At 51.7% G+C, this 20616-nt stretch carries 18 protein-coding genes; all 18 read left to right on the top strand.

Translation table 11 applies throughout. The features are described from left to right. Positions 1–40 precede the first annotated feature (40 nt). Entirely contained in the window at positions 41–1201 is a 1161-nt protein-coding gene (locus KJZ99_01775) for a cysteine desulfurase (protein ID MCL4304624.1), read from the top strand. Beyond that, positions 1198–2121, top strand: coding sequence for a hypothetical protein (locus KJZ99_01770; GenBank protein MCL4304623.1), 924 nt, complete (start codon positions 1198–1200; stop codon positions 2119–2121). Before KJZ99_01775 ends, KJZ99_01770 begins: the two co-directional genes overlap by 4 nt. Before the next feature lie 4 nt (positions 2122–2125). After that, positions 2126–3277: a tRNA 2-thiouridine(34) synthase MnmA gene (gene mnmA, locus KJZ99_01765; GenBank protein ID MCL4304622.1), complete on the top strand. Its 1152-nt coding sequence runs from the start codon at positions 2126–2128 to the stop codon at positions 3275–3277. Continuing rightward, positions 3274–4146: a 3-methyl-2-oxobutanoate hydroxymethyltransferase gene (gene panB / locus KJZ99_01760; GenBank protein ID MCL4304621.1), complete on the top strand. Its 873-nt coding sequence runs from the start codon at positions 3274–3276 to the stop codon at positions 4144–4146. The genes mnmA and panB overlap by 4 nt, the downstream gene beginning before the upstream one ends. After that, the gene (gene panC / locus KJZ99_01755) at positions 4143–5003 is read left to right on the top strand and encodes a pantoate--beta-alanine ligase (protein MCL4304620.1); all 861 of its coding nucleotides are present in this window, start codon (positions 4143–4145) and stop codon (positions 5001–5003) included. Before panB ends, panC begins: the two co-directional genes overlap by 4 nt. Beyond that, positions 4996–5766: an NTP transferase domain-containing protein gene (locus tag KJZ99_01750; protein ID MCL4304619.1), complete on the top strand. Its 771-nt coding sequence runs from the start codon at positions 4996–4998 to the stop codon at positions 5764–5766. The genes panC and KJZ99_01750 overlap by 8 nt, the downstream gene beginning before the upstream one ends. Positions 5767–5829: 63 nt before the next feature. Next, positions 5830–6348 (top strand): hypothetical protein, encoded by a 519-nt coding sequence (locus KJZ99_01745; GenBank protein ID MCL4304618.1) that lies wholly within the window; start codon positions 5830–5832, stop codon positions 6346–6348. A gap of 6 nt (positions 6349–6354) precedes the next feature. Further along, on the top strand, positions 6355–6516 hold the full coding sequence (locus tag KJZ99_01740; protein MCL4304617.1) for a hypothetical protein: 162 nt from the start codon (positions 6355–6357) through the stop codon (positions 6514–6516). A gap of 126 nt (positions 6517–6642) precedes the next feature. Next, positions 6643–7278, top strand: coding sequence for a ribosome silencing factor (gene rsfS, locus KJZ99_01735; protein ID MCL4304616.1), 636 nt, complete (start codon positions 6643–6645; stop codon positions 7276–7278). A 5-nt stretch (positions 7279–7283) separates the two neighbouring features. Further along, on the top strand, positions 7284–8915 hold the full coding sequence (locus KJZ99_01730; GenBank protein ID MCL4304615.1) for an arginine--tRNA ligase: 1632 nt from the start codon (positions 7284–7286) through the stop codon (positions 8913–8915). 35 nt (positions 8916–8950) lie between these two features. Next, positions 8951–9871: a sugar kinase gene (locus KJZ99_01725; GenBank protein ID MCL4304614.1), complete on the top strand. Its 921-nt coding sequence runs from the start codon at positions 8951–8953 to the stop codon at positions 9869–9871. Continuing rightward, positions 9868–10866, top strand: coding sequence for an S-methyl-5-thioribose-1-phosphate isomerase (mtnA, locus tag KJZ99_01720; GenBank protein ID MCL4304613.1), 999 nt, complete (start codon positions 9868–9870; stop codon positions 10864–10866). The genes KJZ99_01725 and mtnA overlap by 4 nt, the downstream gene beginning before the upstream one ends. A gap of 43 nt (positions 10867–10909) precedes the next feature. After that, entirely contained in the window at positions 10910–12223 is a 1314-nt protein-coding gene (locus tag KJZ99_01715) for a tetratricopeptide repeat protein (protein MCL4304612.1), read from the top strand. Beyond that, complete coding sequence (locus tag KJZ99_01710; protein MCL4304611.1) at positions 12201–12932, top strand: isoprenyl transferase; 732 nt, start codon at positions 12201–12203, stop codon at positions 12930–12932. The genes KJZ99_01715 and KJZ99_01710 overlap by 23 nt, the downstream gene beginning before the upstream one ends. Beyond that, positions 12925–13590 carry an FAD-binding protein gene (locus KJZ99_01705; GenBank protein ID MCL4304610.1) on the top strand — a complete coding sequence of 222 codons (666 nt, stop codon included), beginning with the start codon at positions 12925–12927 and terminating at the stop codon, positions 13588–13590. The genes KJZ99_01710 and KJZ99_01705 overlap by 8 nt, the downstream gene beginning before the upstream one ends. A gap of 36 nt (positions 13591–13626) precedes the next feature. Continuing rightward, on the top strand, positions 13627–17760 hold the full coding sequence (locus tag KJZ99_01700) for a hypothetical protein (GenBank protein ID MCL4304609.1): 4134 nt from the start codon (positions 13627–13629) through the stop codon (positions 17758–17760). A gap of 98 nt (positions 17761–17858) precedes the next feature. Beyond that, positions 17859–20075: an outer membrane protein assembly factor BamA gene (gene bamA, locus KJZ99_01695; protein ID MCL4304608.1), complete on the top strand. Its 2217-nt coding sequence runs from the start codon at positions 17859–17861 to the stop codon at positions 20073–20075. 24 nt (positions 20076–20099) lie between these two features. Then, on the top strand, positions 20100–20615 hold the full coding sequence (locus KJZ99_01690) for an OmpH family outer membrane protein (GenBank protein MCL4304607.1): 516 nt from the start codon (positions 20100–20102) through the stop codon (positions 20613–20615). The last annotated feature ends 1 nt before the right edge of the window (position 20616 follow it).

Raw genomic sequence — 20616 nt, 5'->3', positions numbered from 1 at the left:
AACTTGCTTTTTCGTGGGGCAAGGGTTATATTTATAGGTTATGTCCAAAGTCGTTTATCTTGATAATGCCGCGACAACGCAGCCTGATCCCGCAGTGGTGGAGGCCGTTCGCTCCGCTTTGACTGAGTCCTGGGGCAACCCCTCAAGCATCCACGAGCGGGGAAAGCAGGCTAAGCTGGCCATTGAACGCGCGCGGCAGTCCATCGCAACGCTTGCCGGTTGTCATGCCGATGAAGTGTATTTCACTTCGGGCGGCACTGAAGCCGACAACTGGGCGGTGCTTGGAACGATCGCGGCGAGCGACAAGGTCAACAAGCATGTTATCGTTTCGGCGATTGAGCATCATGCAGTGCTTGATGCCTCGAAGGCTGCAGAGAAGTCTGGTGTTGCGCTGACTATCGTTCCGGTATCGAGTTCGGGGTTCGTCAATCCGGAAGAGATTCGGAAGGCTATCCGACCCGAGACAGTTTTAGTTTCGGTAATGCATGTGAACAACGAATTGGGAACTGTGCAGCCGATAGTCGAGATTGGGGAGATATGTCGAGAGAGTGGTGTGTTGTTGCACAGCGACTTTGTCCAAAGCTTTGGTAAACTTCCCTTCAAGTTCGCGGGTTCTCCTCTGGATATGATATCAATCTCAGCACACAAGATTCATGGACCGAAAGGAATCGGTGCGCTGATAGTTCGCAGAGGAACCAAGATCGCCCAGAGGCAGTATGGCGGCAGTCAAGAGCGAGGCAAGCGAACCGGCACGGAGAACATGCCGGGGGCAGTCGGCTTCGGCAAAGCTGCGGAACTCTGCCAGAGGATGATGGAAGAAGACGCGATCAGGATACGCGAACTGCGCGACCGATGTGAACGCGAACTTCGTGAGTTGATTCCGGATCTCATTGTGACGCCACTTGACGGTCCTCGCTCTGACGGGATACTAAACGTGCGGATTCCCGGTTGTGACGGGGAGGAGCTGTTGATCGCCTTGGATCTGCGCGGCATATGTGTTTCGACAGGCGCGGCCTGCAGTGCCGGGGCAACAGGTGCTTCGCACGTGATGCGTGCGTTGGGATTGACAGTCGAAGAGGCTCGTTCCAGTATTCGAATTAGCTTTGGCCGTTTCAGCACTGCGCAGGAGGTTGACGAAATCGTGTCGGCACTGCCGGGAATTGTCTCCAAGCAGCGATCTGCATTTCAGGTACATTCATGATTCAGACTACCACCCGTACAAAACTGTTGTGGTTAATCCTGCTGGGGCTGTTGGCCGCAGCGATTCTCATGTATCTAATGTTTGCGCGAGGAGCGGAGTATTCCGCCGAAGCGCTGCAAAATCAGCGCGCAGAGTTAAAGCGCCACGACCTGACTTTAATATCACGAGGGCGGGAGTTTGCCTGCTACGATGTCGCGCTCACGACGATGCAAAATGACACCGTGAGGACACTTTACAGGCTGCCAGCGACGGAGCGTCGGATCAAAGCCGTGATTCTCGTATATGACGCTCCGCAGGATGTTGACGTGCGCGCTCTGTTGGATGACATTCCGGAAGCCCGGCATGCCGCCGTTATGTCCTACAATACGTCGGTGAATTTTGTCAAAGATCGAGACGGCAAGCCAAGCACTGCGACGAACGACTACTGGCAAGGATTGTCCAAAACGCGTCGAGGGTTGGATGTGATATTCCAGTTCCTCAGAAAGCACCACGTGGTTGATAGTTCGCAGATATACATAGCCGGTGCGGGCTGGGCCAATAGTCCGATGCTTGCGGCATTGGCAGGTTTACCCTATCATCGTGCCGGCATCGCGCTGATAGACTATACGCAGGGCGTTGAGGACTGGAAAGAGTCGGCTCCGTCGAGATTCTCGGCTCCGCAAAAGTGGCTGCGCGATGCGGCAATGGGTAAGGTTGCCTATGTTGAATCAGGTGCGCCTCAGGTTTCGAACAAGAAGCTCTACACAGTGGACGGTGAGCATATAGCCTTGTCGGAGGCCTATGCATCAACGAATGATCAAAGTCTGAAGAAAGGTGCGTCGGCGGTCTTGCGCTGGGTTGTGGGCGATGATGTGATACTTGAAACGAAGCCCGGAATTCCGGACTCAGTTTATACCCGCGCCGTAAATATAGATTCCTGAAGAAATGTCAACATCCGTGCCAAGCATTCTGACGCCCTCCAAGACGACAACAAAAACAGTCGTGGCAATTGCCATGTCCGGCGGAGTCGACAGTTCGGTGGCTGCAGCGCTGCTGGTCGAGCAGGGCTATGAGGTGATCGGCTTAACGATGCACCTTTGGACAGATGAGAGGGGAGAGGAGATGTCCTTGAATCGCGCCAGCGGGTGCTGCAGTATTACAATGGCACAGGATGCACGGGCGGTTGCCGATCGAATGGGTTTCAAGCACTATGTGCTAAACCTGTCCAAGGAGTTTCACGGAGCTGTTGTGGAGAATTTCGCAGGAGAGTATCTGAGGGGAAGGACCCCGAATCCCTGCGTTCGCTGCAACACATTCGTGAAATGGCAGACTCTGCTCGAGAAGGCGCGGAAGCTTGGTTGTGAGTACTTGGCAACAGGGCATTATGCAAGGATAGAGCGGGGAGGAGCCAGGACTAAGTTAAAGCGCGCCGCATATCCGGAAAAGGATCAGTCGTACGCCTTATGGGGCCTGTCTCAGGACAGTTTGAGTCACACTCTGTTCCCGCTTGGTGATTTGCCGAAATCACGAGTGCGCGAGCTTGCACGGGGGCTTGGTCTGGTCACCGCAGAGAAGCCCGATAGCCAGGACATCTGCTTTGTGCCAGACAATAACTATCGCAGGTTCCTGGAAGACAACTATTCGTCTCAACTGCGGGTCTTAGGCGGAGGCGAAATTGTCGGGCCAGAAGGCAAAGTTGTTGGCCGTCATGACGGAATCACGAATTTCACTGTTGGCCAGCGCAAGGGAATTGGCTTGGCGGCAGAACGTCCACTCTATGTGACTCGAATCGAACCGGAAACCGACAGAGTCTACGTTGACTACGAGGAAAACTGTCTGACCACGTTCGCTTTTGCACAGGATGCGAATTGGGTGTCCATCGCAGAGCCGAATGAGCCGATTAAGTGCGACGTCAAGGTGCGCTATCGTTCTGAACCGGTGCCGGCTGTGATTGAGGCGCAACCTGACGGTCAGATTCGCATTGAGTTTAAGCACGCGGTGCGTGCGGTGACGCCGGGGCAGTCGGCTGTTTTCTATCGAGACGACTATGTGCTTGGCGGTGCGATTCTCTCCAGTTTTAACGGAGGTCCAGCATGAGCAAAGTCAATGTATTCCCCCGTGTGACCGCGCCGCAGTTGGTGCGTTGCAAGGAAGAAGGGCGCAAGATCGTTGGCCTCACGGCCTACGACGCCGTTTTTGCCGCTCTCGAAGAAGAGGCAGGAGTGGATTTCTTGCTCGTTGGTGACAGCGCCGGAAACGTCATTGCGGGACACGCCACCACGATTCCTATGACGATGGAAGCAATGCTGTTTCTAACCCGTTGCGTGTCGCGAGGCACATCTCGAGTCATGGTAGTTGCCGATATGCCGTTTGGCTCGTTTCAGGTGTCGATGGAGGATACACTTCGGAATGCGATACGGTTTCTCAAGGAGGGTGGAGCACAGGCTGTAAAGCTGGAAGGCGCCGGTTACCTCTTGCCGACTGTTACTCGACTTGTGGATGCAGGAATTCCGGTCATGGGGCACCTGGGATTGACGCCGCAGATGATCAATGTATTCGGAGGGTATGGGGTGCAGGCGACGACTGCGCAGGAAGGCGAGGAGTTGATTCAGCAGGCGTGCGAACTTGAACAGGCAGGTTGCTTTTCGATCGTGCTGGAGAAGATTCCTGCGAGCCTTGCGTCCCGTGTCAGCAAAGAAGTGAAGATTCCGACTATCGGAATCGGATCGGGTGTCGGCTGTGACGGGCAAATTCTGGTAAACTATGACCTGCTTGGGATTTTTGACAAGTTCAAGCCGAGATTTGTACGTCACTACATGAAGGGTGCTGATTTGGTCCGCGAGGCGGTCGCAGCTTGGGTGAATGATGTGCGGGAAGGCAGTTTCCCTGCTGAGAACGAATCGTATGAAGCTCCGCAGCAAGGAGAAATTCCGAAAGGTGCAAAGCGAGGGCGGAAGACTCAGTGAAGGTCTTGACGTCGTATTCAGAACTCGCCGCAGAACTTGACATCCTGTGGAGTTGCGGTGCGCCAATCGGGCTGATCCCTACCATGGGGGCACTGCACGAAGGCCATCTGAGTCTGGCCCGGCTGTGCGGACCGTGCGACGTGAGGGTCGTTTCGATCTTCGTCAATCCGACACAATTTGGACCGAATGAAGATCTGGCCAGATATCCAAGGACGCTGGAGCAAGATGTTGATCTGCTCGAGCATGAAGGTATAGATTATGTGTATGCACCAGACGCAAACGATATGTATGGAGACCGTTCGCCCGTGCTGGTCGTTCCCGGGCCAATGGGCGATGTGTGGGAAGGCGCGATTCGACCAGGTCATTTCGCCGGCGTGCTGACTGTTGTGCTCAAACTTCTTCACCGAGTGAGGCCCGACCTCGCTGTGTTTGGGGAGAAGGACTTCCAGCAATTGGCACTTATCCGAGCGATGTGCCGAAGTTTGGATATTGACGTCAGAATTGTGGCGGGAAAGACGGTCCGCGAGCCGGATGGACTGGCAATGTCTTCGAGGAATCGCTTTCTAAAGTCAGCCGAGCGAGAACGTGCTACCCTTTTGTACAAAGCATTGCATGCCGGGAGGTCGTTGTTCATGGCAGGCGAGAAGCGCCTTGGCGCCATTCAAGACGCGATGAAGAGTCTGATACCAAGCGACATTCCGACTGACTATTTGACGGCTGTTGCAGATGACACTCTCATGGAGATTGATCCTGTGCCGGAGAACGCACGGCTGATTGGCGCGGTTCGGGTGGGCAGCGTGCGACTGATAGATAATCTCCCTGTGTCCGATGCAGTTTCGGAACTTTCAATTGACTGAGCCAGTTTTCCAGATGAGGGACTCCAGACTCGCCGTAGTTGTTCTCGCTGCCGGAATGGGCACGCGAATGAACAGCAACTTGCCCAAAGTCTTGCACAAGATTGCCGGCCGCGAGTTGATACTGCATGTTCTGGATACCGCTGAGAAACTTGGCCCGCGTGAGACCGTTGTGGTGATCGGCCATGGGCGGGAATTGGTGAAGTCGGTTCTATCGGGGAAAGCCGTCACGACTGTCATTCAGGATCCTCCAAAAGGGACCGGCCACGCCGTTTTGCAGGCGAACGAGGCCATTCCGCAGAGCTGTGATGACGTTCTCATACTGTCTGGGGATGTCCCCTTGTTGCGGGAGGATACTCTTGCCAATCTATACGGTGCCCATGTTGACAGCAAGAGTTGCTTGACTGTATTATCGACTATCGCGCCTGACCCGTTTGGGTATGGTCGGATTCTGCGGGGTTATGATGGGGAATTCCTGAGGATTGTGGAAGAAAGAGATGCTACCCCAGAACAACGTAAGATCAATGAAATCAATAGTGGAATTTATGTGGTTGCTCGAAATGCCCTGTTTGATGCGTTGAGACACGTGAAGCCAAACAATGCCAAGGGAGAGTATTACCTTACCGATATCGTTGGGATATTGGGGATGGCTGGGGGACGGATTCAGGCGATTAACGGCGGCTCATATGAAGAACTTCAGGGTATTAACACCCCCGATGAACTGGCCCGCGCCGAGCGGCAGTTTCTTGCACGTCTTAGCGTCTGAAGTGTTGATTTTCAAAGTATTTGTGCTTAACTTAGGTTCTATGCCGAAGCAACGGAGAGATTCATGACTCGCTTGGCCATTGTGACTTTTTTGTCCGTAGCACTTTTTTGTGTATCAGTTGCGGAAGCGCAGTACCGTGCGCAGCAGTCAACCAGTGCAACATCGGAATATTTGCGGGATTATGAGCAGCAACAGCTGGGAGTCAGATCTTTGCGGGGCCTGCTGGACCCATCACGTATGAAGATGTCGCATTCCATGAGCGTTGGCTATGCGAGCTCAGGCGGGACAAGTGTGTCTCGGGGATTGTACATGAATCGAATTGACTATCAGATTGCACGACCTTTGACCTTGACTACACATCTTGGATACCAATTCCAGCCGAGTGGTCCGTCTGAGTGGAATCCCGCAAATACGGGCCAAGACTTTGTAGGTGCGACAGATTTGACTTGGCAGCCGAGTTCGAATTCGCTGTTCAGGCTGTCGGTTGCGAAAGGAATGACACCGGTTGATCGCTGGGGCAATTCGCCGTACGGTTCGTGGGGATACGGTTATAATCCTTGGATGTTTCCAGGCAGGCCGTAGTTCCACGTGGGGGAGTTGATCGAGCGCTTGTTTCTGAAGTATCGTATTGCCTGCCGGATCGGTTGGCTGATTGCTGCGACCGAGAGTGACAATTTCTCGGTCATTTTTTTGGCGGCGGTTCCTCCCAAGTTGATCCCGCACATGTCCGGCATGGGCCATCCCGCCTAAACGTCAGTTTCTGCTTTTCGACCTCGTTTAGGACTTCCAAGAGCGTGTCATGCTGGCGTCGGTTAAACTGTATGGCGTATCCAGGGTCAAAAGAGTACAAAGGCGTTCGTTATAAGGCATGGGAATATGGTGCGGTACGACGATAGATTTAGAGAATTGTGTAACGATAGGCATTTGAGTATAAACCGGAGATTTCGACTGAGAAACGCTCGTCCGTTACAATTGGCTAAACAGATTGCCCAAGCTGCTTTGGAAAAGAAAGCAGAAGACGTTACGATACTTGACTTGACCCAGTTGGATACCGTGACGGATTACTTTGTTATTTGCACGGGAGAAGTGAATCAGCAGGTCAAAGCCATTGCCACACATATCGAGAAGAGCACGCGCGAAACACTTGGCGAGAAAGCCGCGCATCGCGAAGGCATGGACGCATTGAACTGGGTTCTAATTGACTACATCGACGTAGTTGTACATGTGTTCCGCCCGAGTTTCAGAGATTACTATCGACTCGAGGATCTGTGGAGTGATGCGAAAGTAATCGAAGTTGTTGATCAAGCAACTTCGAAAAGCGCAGTGAAGGAGTCCGCGAAGCGCACCGCAGCAATCAAGAAGAAAGCTTTGGTGATCACGCAGAAGTCCGCCGCCAAAAAGCAAGCAGTGAAAAAGAAGACAGCAAAGAAGGCTGCGAAGAAGGCAGTCAAGAAGGCGGTCAAGAAGGCTGCGAAGAAAGTTACTCGACGCAAACGTGACGCCTCAGCGTGAGAAGGGTGCACGACTATCTCAAATCCGCGCTCACGCAAGCGCTGAACTCGCTTGGAGTAGAAGGAGCCGCCGTAACGCTTGAGAAACCGCGCGACGCTTCGCACGGAGATCTCGCGACCAATGCGGCTTTGGTAAATGCGAAGACTGCGAAGGTCGCACCGCGGACTCTTGCTGACAAACTTACTGCAAGTCTCGAGCTTGACGAGACACTCGTGTCCTGTACGGGGGTCGCAGGACCGGGCTTCATTAACTTCAGGTTCGCGCCAGAGTACCTGCAGTCAATAGTCGAACTCGCTTTGGCAAAAGGCGAGCATATCAGCCGGAGCGATGAGCGCAAAGGCGAGCGAATCCTGATAGAGTTTGTCTCAGCAAATCCCACGGGACCGCTAAACGTCGTGAGTGCTCGTGCCGCAGCTGTGGGCGACACTTTGTGTCGAATCTATCGCGAACTAGGTGCTGAGTGTGAGGCAGAGTTCTATGTCAACGACGCGGGCAATCAAGTCGAACTTCTGGGGAAGTCCGTGCGTGCTCGTTATGAGACGCTCTTGGGAAATGAAATTGAGATTCCCGAAGGCGGTTACCACGGGGAATATCTCATCGAGTTTGCACGGGCCATAGTGCAGAAGTACGGCGCCACGCTCCGATCTGAAGGTGAGGAAGAGGCAGCCGCTGTTTTAGGAAGACTCGCGATTGACCACCACCTTGCCCTTCATCGGAAGTCACTCGAATCCTTTCGAGTACACATCGATCGCTGGTTTCAGGAAAGCACCTTGCGTGCAAGCAATGCAGAGTGGCAAGCGTATGAAGCACTTGATTCACGTGGCGCGGTTTACGAAAAGGACGGCGCGATGTTCGTCAGGACTTCTGACTTCGGGGATACGCAGGACTGGGTTATCGTTACGTCACAGGGCAAGCCAACCTACTTTTTGCCTGACATCGCGTATCACTGGGACAAGTTTAGACGCGGATACAACCTCATTTTAGACATTCTGGGACCTGATCACCACTCCTATTTGACGAAGATGTCGGCCGCCATGTCCGCATTGGGGGAAGATTCGAAGAGACTGGAGATCATGCTGCTTCAGCACATCAATCTGCTCCGCGATGGAGAACCTGTCAAGATGTCAAAGCGTGCCGGGCAGATTATCGAGATGGACGAGTTGCTTGACGAAGTAGGAATTGACGCCGCCCGCTATTTCTTTCTGCTGCGACGAACGTCGACACCACTCGATTTTGACATTGAGTTGGCAAAACGACATTCGGATGACAATCCCGTGTTTTACGCGCAGTATGCACATGCACGAATTGCTTCCATTTTCAGGCGCGGGGAGATTCCGTTGCCTGAGAGTGCTGAGCATTTGAATTTGCTTACGCATGAAGAAGAGCTCATCCTATTACGCCGAATAAGAGAGCTCGCCGACGTCTTGACCGACTGTGCTGCGAGCCGTGATCCGCATGGGATGACCGTGTGGCTGCGCGAAGTTGCCGCACAGTTTCACAGGTTCTATCATCATTGTCGTGTGTTGACGACGCCTGCAGAACTTCAAACGGCACGGTTGTGTTTATGCCGGGCCACACAAATTGCCCTGCAGCGCGGGCTAGCGCTGTGTGGGGTGAGCGCACCTACGGAGATGTAGCCTTGAATTCCGCGAGAAAGCCAAGAGTAAAGAGATTGAACAGCGTGTCCTCGCCGGACGTTGTTGTTGTCGGCAGTGTGGCAATTGATATTCTGCATACACCTGTTGTCGAGGGCAAAGTCGTTCTCGGCGGTTCTGCTTTTCATTTCGCAAATGCCGCATCTCGATTCGCTTCGGTAGGACTGGTCGGTGCCGTTGGCGAGGACTATCCGTTCGAGCAGGCGGAGTTCCTGCGCAGAAGAAGTGTGGATTTTCATGGAGTCGAAGTCAAGCAGGGTCAGACCTTTCTTTGGGAAGGACGATATCATGAAGGATTCCGCACGCGCGAGACGATTCGCACTGAGCTTGGCGTGTTCGAGCATTTCTCGCCAAAACTTCCCGAGAACTATCGTCAACCGGACATTCTGTTTTTAGCGGCGATAGAGCCTCGCCTTCAGATTGAGGTCTTAAAGCAGGTTAAGCGCCCTCAACTCGTAGCGATTGACACCTTCCAGCTTTGGATAGATATCGCACGCAAAGATTTCATGAAAGTGCTTAAGCAAGTGGATTTGCTGTTTGTCGACGAGTATGAAGCTCGATGGCTTACAGAAGCTTCAAGCTTGATTGGTGCCGCGCGAGAGTTACTGAAGTTCGGGCCCAAGTGGGTTATCGTGAAGAAGGGTGAGCACGGCAGTTTTCTTGCGTCAAGTCGGGGAATGTTCATGACGCAGACCTATCCCGTTGAAGAGGTAGTCGATCCAACGGGTGCCGGTGATTCGTATGCGGGGGGATTGCTCGGCTACCTTGCAGCATGTGAGAAAATTACAGACGTGAACTTTCGCCGTGGCATGCAGTGGGCATCAGTAATTGGATCTTTCTATGTTGAGGGTTTTGGTCCTGAAGGACTGAAGGACCGGAGCAGAGAAGAACTTGTTGAGAGGCATCGCGCCCTTGCGGCTATGACTCAAGTGCCATGAGTAAAGTCGTAGCACTGAAGTGGTTCAAAGGTGAGCTGCAAATTCTCGATCAGAGGTTACTGCCCAAGCAAGAGAAGTGGATAACAGCGAGAAGCGCTGAAGCCGTTGCAACGGCAATAGAGCGCCTTGCAATACGCGGTGCGCCCGCGATTGGAATCGCCGCAGCTTACGGCGTCGCAGTCGAAGCGCTGCGACCGCGCGCAAATCGCGAAAGCCTGCTGGTCGCGATAGAGAGACTTCGGAGGACGAGACCTACTGGCTACAATCTATTTTTGGCGCTTAAACGCATGAAAGCAATTGTTGAGCGTGCGGAGAGCGTGCAAGGCGCAGCGATCCTTCGTGAGGCTAAGTCGATTCATGCAGAAGATGCCGCGGCTTGCTCTGCGATGGCCAAAGCAGGTCTAACACTGCTCAGTGAGTCAGAGAACGTACTAACCTATTGCAACACAGGGGCGCTTGCAACGGGAGGAATCGGCACTGCTCTTGGTGTCATCCGCGAAGGATACAAGTCAAAGAAGATTCGAGAAGTATTTGCCTGTGAAACACGGCCTGTCGGACAGGGCGCCAGATTGACTGTCTGGGAATGCGTGAAGGAGCGAATTCCCGTTACTCTCATTTGCGACAATATGGTCGCCTCGCTGATGAATTCGGGCAAAGTGCAACGAGTGTTTGTCGGTGCTGATCGAATTGCGAGAAACGGCGATACAAGCAACAAGATTGGGACACTTGGCGTCGCGACAGCAGCATCTAATTTCGGAATCCCGTTTCACGTTGTTGCGCCGACTTCTACGTTTGACTATACTCTTGAGTCCGGGACAGAGATTCAAATCGAAGAACGGGATGCCAATGAAGTCATGCGTTGCACTCCGGGGCTTAAGTCTCTCAAGCGTGCGAAAGTCTGGAATCCTGCATTTGATGTCACTCCGGCACACATGATCCATTCAATAATTACCGAACACGGCGTACACATGCCGCCGTTTCGATTCACAGATTAGAGTTTCTCCCAAAATATTGGTTTCCTTCAAGAAGGATATTGGTATGCATCGTACTTTCTTAGCAACACTTCTTACAGTCTTAACCGCGACATCCACATTTGCGGGAGTCGCGCTAACGTCGGCGCGGATCTACAAGAAACAAGGCGAAATTGCCAAATCAATTCAGTTTTATGATGAGGCTGTCGTCGAGGAACCGGGCAATGCAGACGTACTCTTTGAGCGCGGTGAAATACTTGGTCTGATTGCAATGGATGACGAGCAGGTTGGTTTACGAAAGAAGCTTGCTGGTGATGCAGTAGATCCGCAACGCGCGTTGCTCGAACGAATGGTGACTGATTTTGACGCAGTTCGCAGCATGAGTGATGACAAGAAGGCAAAGAAGCTGATCAAGAAGATCGATACGCTGCTTCAGGACTATTGGTGGGAATTCTATAGTAAGGCTGTGGCGACCGACTCAGCTTACCGGGCAAATGCGCAATCATTTGAGAATAATGAGCGAACTGCCATAGCAGATCGAATTGGCCTAAAAGAGGATGTCAAAGCAGTCTTCCTGAGCGACGATGAGGCTGCCGATTCGATATTCTCTGCTTTTCAAACCCGAGTCTTGGAAACAGGATTGGAAGCAGCGCAAACATCCATAATGCTTGATCCGAAGCACTGGAGCAGTCGCTTTGTGTTCGCACAATTGCTTGGATTCAAGGTCAAGGATGACCAATACGTTAAAGCTTGGAATGAGGCGCTTGAGGCTCTTGAGAACTCAAATTTGAAGTCAGAGGAACCGGAGAATTACAAAACGAATCGAGAGTATGCTCGTCTTCAGTTGATTCAGTATTTTTATGCCTCCGAAGATTATGTGAATACTTTGGCTATTGCTGATAAAATGCTTGCGGATGACCCCGGTTCAATCGAAGCCGTGCAGTATAAGGCTTTCTCGCTCGCAACCATGGCCAACGAGCAAAGTCTGACAGAATCTTCACGGGATTCGCTAAAGCGCGTTGCGTTAAGGGCGCTGGACATGGCTAAGGAATCGAACCCGAGCGATGAGAACATTCTATACTATATTGGGCAGTTCAATCTCCAACTTAAGGACACGGCCGCTGCACTTCAGGCCTTCGATGAGTATTTGACCAGATCGCCCGCTGATCGCGATGTGCTGTTTACTCAAGGCCTAATTTATCTTGAAGGTGACAAATTTGGTGATTGGAATAAGGCAGCTGAGAAGTTCGGTACTATCAAGGACAATGATCCGGATGATGGGGCTGCATGGATTAACTATGGAATCGCACTGATTCGTCTCGGTAAGAACGAGGAAGGGGCAACCGCCGTCAAGAAGGGTGAGAAGCTCTCAGGAAACTGAGTTAGATCGAATGTCTGTCCCGCGACATGTTGCAATCATAATGGACGGAAATGGCCGATGGGCAAAAGCACGGGGGCTAACGCGCGTGGCAGGTCATCGCGAAGGTGTTCGTTCAGCAAGAGAGATCGTGAGAGTATGCGGGGAATTGGGAATTGAAGTGCTCACTCTGTACACATTTTCGACGGAGAATTTCAACCGCACCAAGTCCGAGGTTGATGCGTTGATGACGCTCTTGGTGACAACTATCGGCCGTGAAGTACGCAATCTGCTTGAAAATAACGTTCGTCTTAGTGTGATCGGCAGGCTAGACCATGTTCCCGATAGAACGCGTAGGGCGCTTGAATCCGCAGTAGAAACTTTGAAGGAAAACACAGGTCTTCACCTTGTGCTGGCAATAGCTTACGGTGCGCGACAGGAGATTCTGGACGCCGTAAACCATTTGATGGAATCCGGCGCGACCAAGGTTGATGAAACGATGCTCTCGAAAGCACTATATACCAAGGGTATCCCAGATCCCGACTTAATTGTCCGCACTTCCGGTGAAATGCGATTGTCGAACTTTCTGCTTTGGCAGTCCGCATACGCTGAACTCGTCGTAACTCCCACACTTTGGCCAGACTTTCGCCGCGAGCAATTGATGTTGGCGCTTAACGAGTATGCGCAACGTGAACGAAGGTACGGCGCACGACCAAAGGCAAACGATGCCTGATTGGACACAGCTACTTGCAGACAGAAGGTTTGGATTGATGCAATCCGAGCCGTACCCCGTTGTTGCGCCGATCGCAGTTGAGGCCGTGCTTGAGATTATTATGGTTTGTGCGGATCACGGCTTCAACGTTTTGCCGATGGGCTCCGGAAGTTCCTTCGCTCCAAACCATGAGTTGAAGCGTGACAGAACTCTTGCATTGTCCACTTTGCGAATGCACTCGGCAAGCAGATTGGACAGTGGCTTTCTTCATATCGAGTCTGGAATCTCTTTGAGCACTTTGTTGGGCGAGAATTATCAAGGAGATCGAAAGACTTTGGGCGGTCTGCTCTGCGCAAAAGGAAACTCTTTAGCACGCGAACTTGCTCTTGAAGTAGCGCAGAGAATTCGTAGAATAGAAGTTGCGGATGCTCGTGGAAATCTCGTCGCGTACGCGGGACCTGCGTCACCGAACTATGTAGCGTCTCCTACCAGTTCGCTGTTTCTTGAGTCGAGAGGCAAGGCTGGCGTTGTCATTGGCATGGAACTCAACGCGACAGAACTGCCGATTGTCATTTGCAAAAAATCCCTTAATACATTAGGCGAAGGCAAAGTGAATCAGGTTTTGTCTCGCCAGTTTGCCAATCGCTTGGTAGAGCCAGCATCACTTTTTGACTGGTAATGAGTTGTGGATGAAGACGGCGGAAGAGTCGCGAGATTGAGACGCGGGTGGCGGCGTGTTGTCTGGACTTTAGTAAGTTTCTTTGCGCTCATGCTGGCAACAGTTGTCCTGTTTCCGAGAGCTTTGATCAATCAGGAAGCAGCAGCAAGGCTAACCGAAATCCTCGTTGCAAAACTCGGGACCGAAGCAATCTGCGGTGATGTTGAGATCGGCTGGCGATATGTTAGAATGTGGGATATCGTTTTACCGCTCGATGACCGCGGATCGCGGCTTTCTATTCGACATATCGACGTGGGGATTGATCCCTTAATAGTTTTTGCGCAGCCGGGAACGATTGAGCGAGTATTCAGAAGCGTACATGTGGTTGGGCCCGAACTTACGATTGCCATTGGGGGGAGTGATAGTCCGAAAGCGAATACGAGTTCGATTCCTGATGGATTATTCGAGTTGCTCGCGCGAACAGACAGCCTTCACGCGTTATCCTTCGAAAACGGGCAAGTCTTGTTTCTGGTGGAGGACTCGGTTATTACTGGGCTAAGGGAGTTGCGTGGTTATCTATCCCAGGCGCAGGCAGGCGAATTCAGAATAGAGTCGTATGGGCGGGGGGGGCTTCCTGTCTCGTTCGGAGTTCGAGTGGACGGAAGTATTTTCCCTGCTTATAGTGAACTGGACATCACGGCGTCGTTTGAGTTGTCGGATGGTGAACTAGACTTCGGGCGTCTTGTGCCTGTCGATTTGTCTTCGAACGGTGGGGAGGTTGTTGTACGACTCCAGCAGTCAGAAGGCAACTTAGATGTTTCAGGTCGAGTACAGCTTTCCAGCATTGAAGCGATTGTTAGCGGAAACAGCTATTTTATACCCGATCTGAGTCTGCTGCTCGAAGGTACCGAGTTGCGAGCGGACGAAGTAGAGATTTTGGGGCGTGGTTTCTCTGCGAGTCTTCATGGATCTATCACCTTTGCTGACTCGCTACGATTAAAAGGCAGCATTTCCGCGTTGGTAGATTCACGGTCGATGATGGAGGTTTTTTACGCGGGGAAAACGGTAGTTTCCGGTTCGGCGCAAGTCTCGGCCAGCATTTCAGGTACCGCAAGGCTGCCACTCATTCACGCAACGGTCGCTTCTGAATCGCTCATAATCGGCAAGACTGTCTTTCGGTCGTTCCTATCTGAACTGAGCTTTGCGAAGGACAGCATAAACGTCCTCTCGATGTCGTGCGGATCTGAAATTGGAAGAATAAGCGGATCGGGCGTATACACTTTTGGAGCAAATCCACAAGTAGAATCAAATGTGACGCTGGTTGTTGATAGTATGCCAGATCTGTTTGGCTCTACAAGCACTTTGCAGCGAGTGGATGTTCATCTGTCTGGCGGGATCTCCGCACCAATCATTGAGTGGATTGCGCGCGACTCATCAGATAGAGTTAGCGGTAATGGGAAACTGAGATATTCTGACAGTGCCGTCACTGTAGAATTTGCTGATGCAAGTGGACGGACAGGAGGTGTCACGGTAACTCTGGGCGGTGACTTTGTTACTGCGCGAGTTCAGAATCTGCATACGCTTGTCCCGATCGCGTATCCTGCGCTTGAAAGCATTTTGTCTGATGTTCAGTTTCTGAATGTATACTTTGCCGGTGATGAGGCAAGTGGCTACCTTGAAATCGATGTTACAAGCGATTCAACTTCAAGTAGCGTGGTCTCGGAGGTCTTGAGCGAACTTCAGTTTAACGGTGGCTATGCGCGGCAAGCCGAGCGAACTTACGAGCTGAACGGTGCGTGGAAGGGGAAGACGGGAAGAGGGGATGGTTTCTTCGGTCGCGGTGTAGTGATGGTCCGCGAAAAGCAGATTGAGATTGTGGATCTGTATATTGATGAAGCAGGCCTCCTAAGCGGCTTCGTCTCCCTTGATCCGACTGTCCTTGACCTGCAGCTCTCCATCGATGCGCTGCCCCTTGCAAAGATGCCTATTGTTTCGAGTTTGGCAGAAAAGTGGAATCTGTTGGGGTTAGTATCGGGAGAACTGACGGTCGACGGTAAAGTAGACTCACTTGACTGGTTTGCTGATTTGAGTCTAATCGAAGGCAAGGCGCAGGGTTTGCCGGGCTATTGGGGGCTTCTGACGTTAAGAAGCCGTCACACAATAGTGGATTCCTTGCACTTCACTTTTGGTCGTGGTGTGCGAAGCATCATCGAAATGGAAGGGAATCTCGATCTGTCGAGTGAACATGTCGATTTGCGTGCAAGTTTCCCAACGTCGGAGTGTTCGGACTTCATTCAAGCTTTGACCGGTCGTGGTGGACTCGTCAGTGGCCAACTTGAGGGCGATGTCTTGATCACGGGTTCCCTCAAGTCGCCCGAAGTTCTTGCAAGCATGCGTGTGACGAACGGGGAGCTATTTGGCGAGTTAACCATTGACAGGCTCGCAGTTGACGCGACTCTAACCACTGAGCCTGACGGCACAAGACTGCTTGCGATACCTCAACTCTCGTTTTCAAAGGCGGATAAGTATCGTTTCTACGCGGAGATGATGACGGTGCCTGTTAAAGGCGGGAAGTTCCAAGCACTGCTCGAAGGCCAGGGTGATTTTCTTGATCTTCTACAGCAGGTTGACGCGGATTTTACCTCCGCCGGAAGCAACAGTTCTTTGCGAATAGACTTCGGTGGAACGTGGGATAGGCCGGAATTCAGGGGGGGGAGACTTGAGGTAAATGAAGGGAAGTTTACCTACCCTCCGGCTGCACCGGGTATTCTGGGATTCAATGCGAATGTCATTCTGAATGCCGACGGCAACGTGAGTAATGGCTTCCTACAAGTTGACGAAGGTGCTGACTACCTTCGATTGGATTTCTTGCCGTCCGGAAGCAAAGCCGTCGAGAATCTTTCGCCACTGGTTATCCCGTCGCCGCGAATTGAGCTTGGTATTCTGCACATCTCGACCGCAGCTCAGGGGGCCCTCGTGCGACTTCCGGGCTTCATGAAGCCGGAGTGGTTGTGCCGCCTTTCTTCAGGAACAGGCGATCTTGATGGCCTTACAATCTCCGCACTTGATTCAACTCGATTGCTAATTGCGGGTGATGCTTTCATTCGAGACGGGCGATTCGCCTTTCCTTTTCTCTCTTATGGGGGGGGAACTATGCGACCAGTCACCAAATGGCTTGTTGATCGTCTTTACGAGGCATACTGGGATTTAGACATTGGCATAGGCACCGGGTTGCACTATGATGTGGAGGTTACGGGGTTCAGGGACTCAGAGTTGTTTGCTAAAATGGGTTCCAATCCGTTATTGGGAACCGTCGCGGAGTACTTGGATCACATCTCTGTCGACGCGATCGTCACGCCAACTGATGCTCCCTTGGATATGCGAGGGTCTTTGGTTGATTCAAGTTTGCGACTTGTTGGCCAACTTAGTGCTTCTTCTGGGAGTGCCGACTACCTGGACCAGACTTTCTGGATAGAATCTCTTCGAGCCGACTTTGACGAAACTGACATTTTCCCCGTCCTGCGCGGGCGGGCGGCGACCTACGGTGCCGACTCGCTTGGCAGAACAGTCACTGTGTACCTGACCATCTACGAGATCGACGCGGAAACAAACTCTCGAATTCCGTATGGCCGTTTTGAGGATGTCACGTATGTACTCGAAGCGGATGGTTATGCTGATCCTGAGCAGGTGCTTGCACTGCTTGGTTATGATTTGACAAACCTCTCGCAAGGGAAAGCAACTAAACTGCTAACCAGGACCGCGATGTCTGCGGCTAAGCGCATTTGGCTTGATCCGATTTCTCGAAGACTGGAACGGGCAACTTTTTTGGATCAGATTTCCTTGTCGCCAGGTGGAGGGCCAAGTGCAAGCATGTTTAGAGCGCAACGCGAAAATGTTCTGACTGACACACTCGAATCTGAGGGATTTGTGCGTTTACTAAGAGGTTCGCACGTTACCGTCGGTAAATACCTATACAACGATGTCTTTGTCACCTATACCGGAGAACTCTCGGAAGCGAGCGGAGAGGCTGAAGGAGGCAGACTGGGCTTGATTCACTACTGGAACTTGCAGTACAGGGTGGTGCCGCTCAGTCGCGACTTCGTCCTAGATTTTGCCGTTGAATATGACGAAGCGAGTCGACGCCGTGATGAATCTGTCGCACTCAAGTACTCGTTTACCCTGGAGCCGTAGTCGTGAGCATGAATCTATTGAGGCTTCAGTTTCTATTCCTATTAGTTGCTGTTGTTCTTTTGAGCGTACCGACGCAAGCCCAGGAGAAACTTCGCGTTTTGGGCATTTCGATTGAGGGAAATTCTTCCACCGATGCGGGGCTCATAAGGGCTCATTCGGGGTTGGCCGTTGGGAAGGAGATTACCGGTGATGATGTGCAATCAGGTATCAAGCAACTTTGGAAGCTTAATTTGTTCAGTGATATTCAGATCATTGAAGAGCGAAGCACCACCGAAGGCGTATACCTGCGAGTGCAGGTTCAAGAGTTCAGGCGGCTCGAACGCGTTGACATCCGTGGAAATCGCAAGCTGAAGGGAGAGGATCTCAACGCACTCCTTAAGCTCAGTCCCGGACAAGTTGTGCGCCCGGCTGACGTCACTCGTCTGCGTGAGTCGATGCTAAAGAAGTACAGCGAGATGGGTTTTCTTTTGGCACAAGTGCACGTGGAACAAGATACGCTTGAGAGCAACGGTCGTGTCAGGCTTGATTTGGAAGTACGCGAAGGCAGCAAGGTGAAAGTAAGGCGCGTCGAATTTGAAGGGAATGAGGCGTTCACAGACAGGAAGCTGCGAAAGAGAGTTCGCACAACCAAGAAGACTTTCTTCAGGTCGGGGGAATATAAACGCGAGAAGATTGACGCAGATAAGCTCGCTTTGGTGGCTTTCTATCAGAGTGAAGGCTTTCGAGACGCAGAAGTGCTCAGTGACTCGGTCACATATACTGAGGACAAGCGCGGAATCTATCTGACTTTTCGAATCGCTGAGGGACCAGTTTTCAAGTACGGGACATTCAACTGGTCGGGCCAGAGATTGTTCACTCAGGAAGAGTTGGCGGCTAAGATGCGTGTGGAGACGGGTGAGAGGTACAACCGTCAAGAATTTGATCGAAGTATGGCCGACATAGGATCCATGTATTACGATCGTGGTTACATCTACGCTACGGTAAACCCGGTTGAGTCTGTACGAGATAGCCAAATTGTTGATGTAACCATGGAAGTTGTTGAAGGGAATGAGTTCAAAGTAAACCAAATTTTTGTCACTGGAAACACTAAGACTAAAGAGAAGGTGATTCGACGTGAACTGGTTCTCTATCCCGGTGAGACATTTGACGTCTCGAAGCTCAGACGCTCAATTCGTGAAGTGACAATTCTCAATTACTTTGCAAGTGTTGTACCCGATGTAGTGCCCATTTCCGAGAACCAAGTAGACCTTTACATTGATGTAGATGAGAAGTCAACTGACCAGGCAAATGTCTCTGCCGGGTACAGTCAGCGTGATGGATTCATTGGTTCAGTCGGTTTTCAAATGAACAATCTGCTTGGCAATGGCCAGCAGTTTGGACTGGACTGGAACTTTGGTCGAGTGTACCGATCCTTTACAATTAGCTTCACGGAGCCATGGTTCCGGAACACCCGGACTCTGGTAGGCTGTAGTTTCTTTGATACTCATCGTGGTGGAAGCTACTACGGGTTTGATGAAGATATTATTGGTGGTACACTCCGCGTAGGACGCAGACTGCGCTGGCCGGATGACTATTTCAGACTGGATTACATTTATCGACTTGACCGCACACTATATTCAAGATTCTCGGAGGACTTCAAGGCAAGCAATCCGCGGAATCTGGTAGCTGACGATCCTCGTGTTTCATCAGGGATTACGCAAATCATTTCACGTGACAGCCGTAATGAGGCCGAGTTCCCCTCGTTAGGTTCCGTGAACACTCTTCGCACAGAGTTAACGGGTGGTCCTCTTTTGGGGGATGACCAGTTCTTCAAAGCGGAATTGGGTTCACAATGGTTTTCGCCGATTCTTGGCGACCTTGTGCTTGTGTCAGATACAAGAATAGGCGCGGTAGAGCTGCTCAGTTCGAATCAGCGAGACATTCCATACTTTGACTATTTCTTTATGGGGGGTTCGGGACTGTCGCTGGGGACAAGTCTTAGGGGGTACGACGAGCGGGATGTCGGGCCACAGAGCGGCGGCTATCCTGTCGGTGGAAAGACCATGTTCAAGCAGTCCTTCGAACTTCGGTATCCGATAGTTCGCAATCCGACGATTTACGTGCTGAGCTTTGCAGAGGGTGGAAATGTCTGGGCAAGGTACGAGGACACGAATCCTGCCGACGTGCGCAAATCCATTGGATTCGGAGCGAGGCTTTTCATGCCTTTCATTGGCATGATCGGACTTGATTATGGTTATGGTTTTGACTATTACGATTATCGTGGTATTCGAAGCGGGAAATGGTTGCCGCATTTCCAATTTGGTAGAACTTTTTAACGACATCATAGAAAAGGGTTGATCATGAAACAGAGCATCTTAGTGCTCATTGCCGTCAGCTTGTCTGTTATTCCTGCCATCGCGAAGGAGATGAAGATCGGCTACATCGATTCCGAAGCCATACTCGCGCAGTACACAGACTTCCAGGAGGCGCAGCGCAAGCTTCAGGAAGAGGAGCTAAAGTATATGGCAGAAGCCCAGGCGAAGGAAACTGTGCTTCAAACTATGGTTGAGGAGATACAGTCTCAGAGTTTAATGCTCTCTGCCGAAGCGCGTCAAGAACGTGAGCAGAAAGTTCTGGAAAAGAAGAGAGAGTTGGAACAGTTTCGCGTTGAGACTTGGGGTGAGGGTGGCAAGCTCTACAATAAGAACCTTGAATTATCCCGTCCCATCCTGGAAAAGGTGAACCAAGCTATTGAAAAGATAAGTCAGCAAGATGGCTACGACATGGTGTTTGATGCTGCTGGGGGAAACATTGTCTTCGCCCTCCCGCAGTATGATATCACCGAGCTTGTTCTTCAATCCCTGAAGAAGGAGTAGT

This window comes from bacterium, from assembly GCA_023382385.1.
GTDB lineage: Bacteria > Electryoneota > RPQS01 > RPQS01 > RPQS01 > JABWCQ01.
Note: the sequence above shows the minus strand (reverse complement) of the source record. Positions and strands in the feature narration are given on the sequence as shown.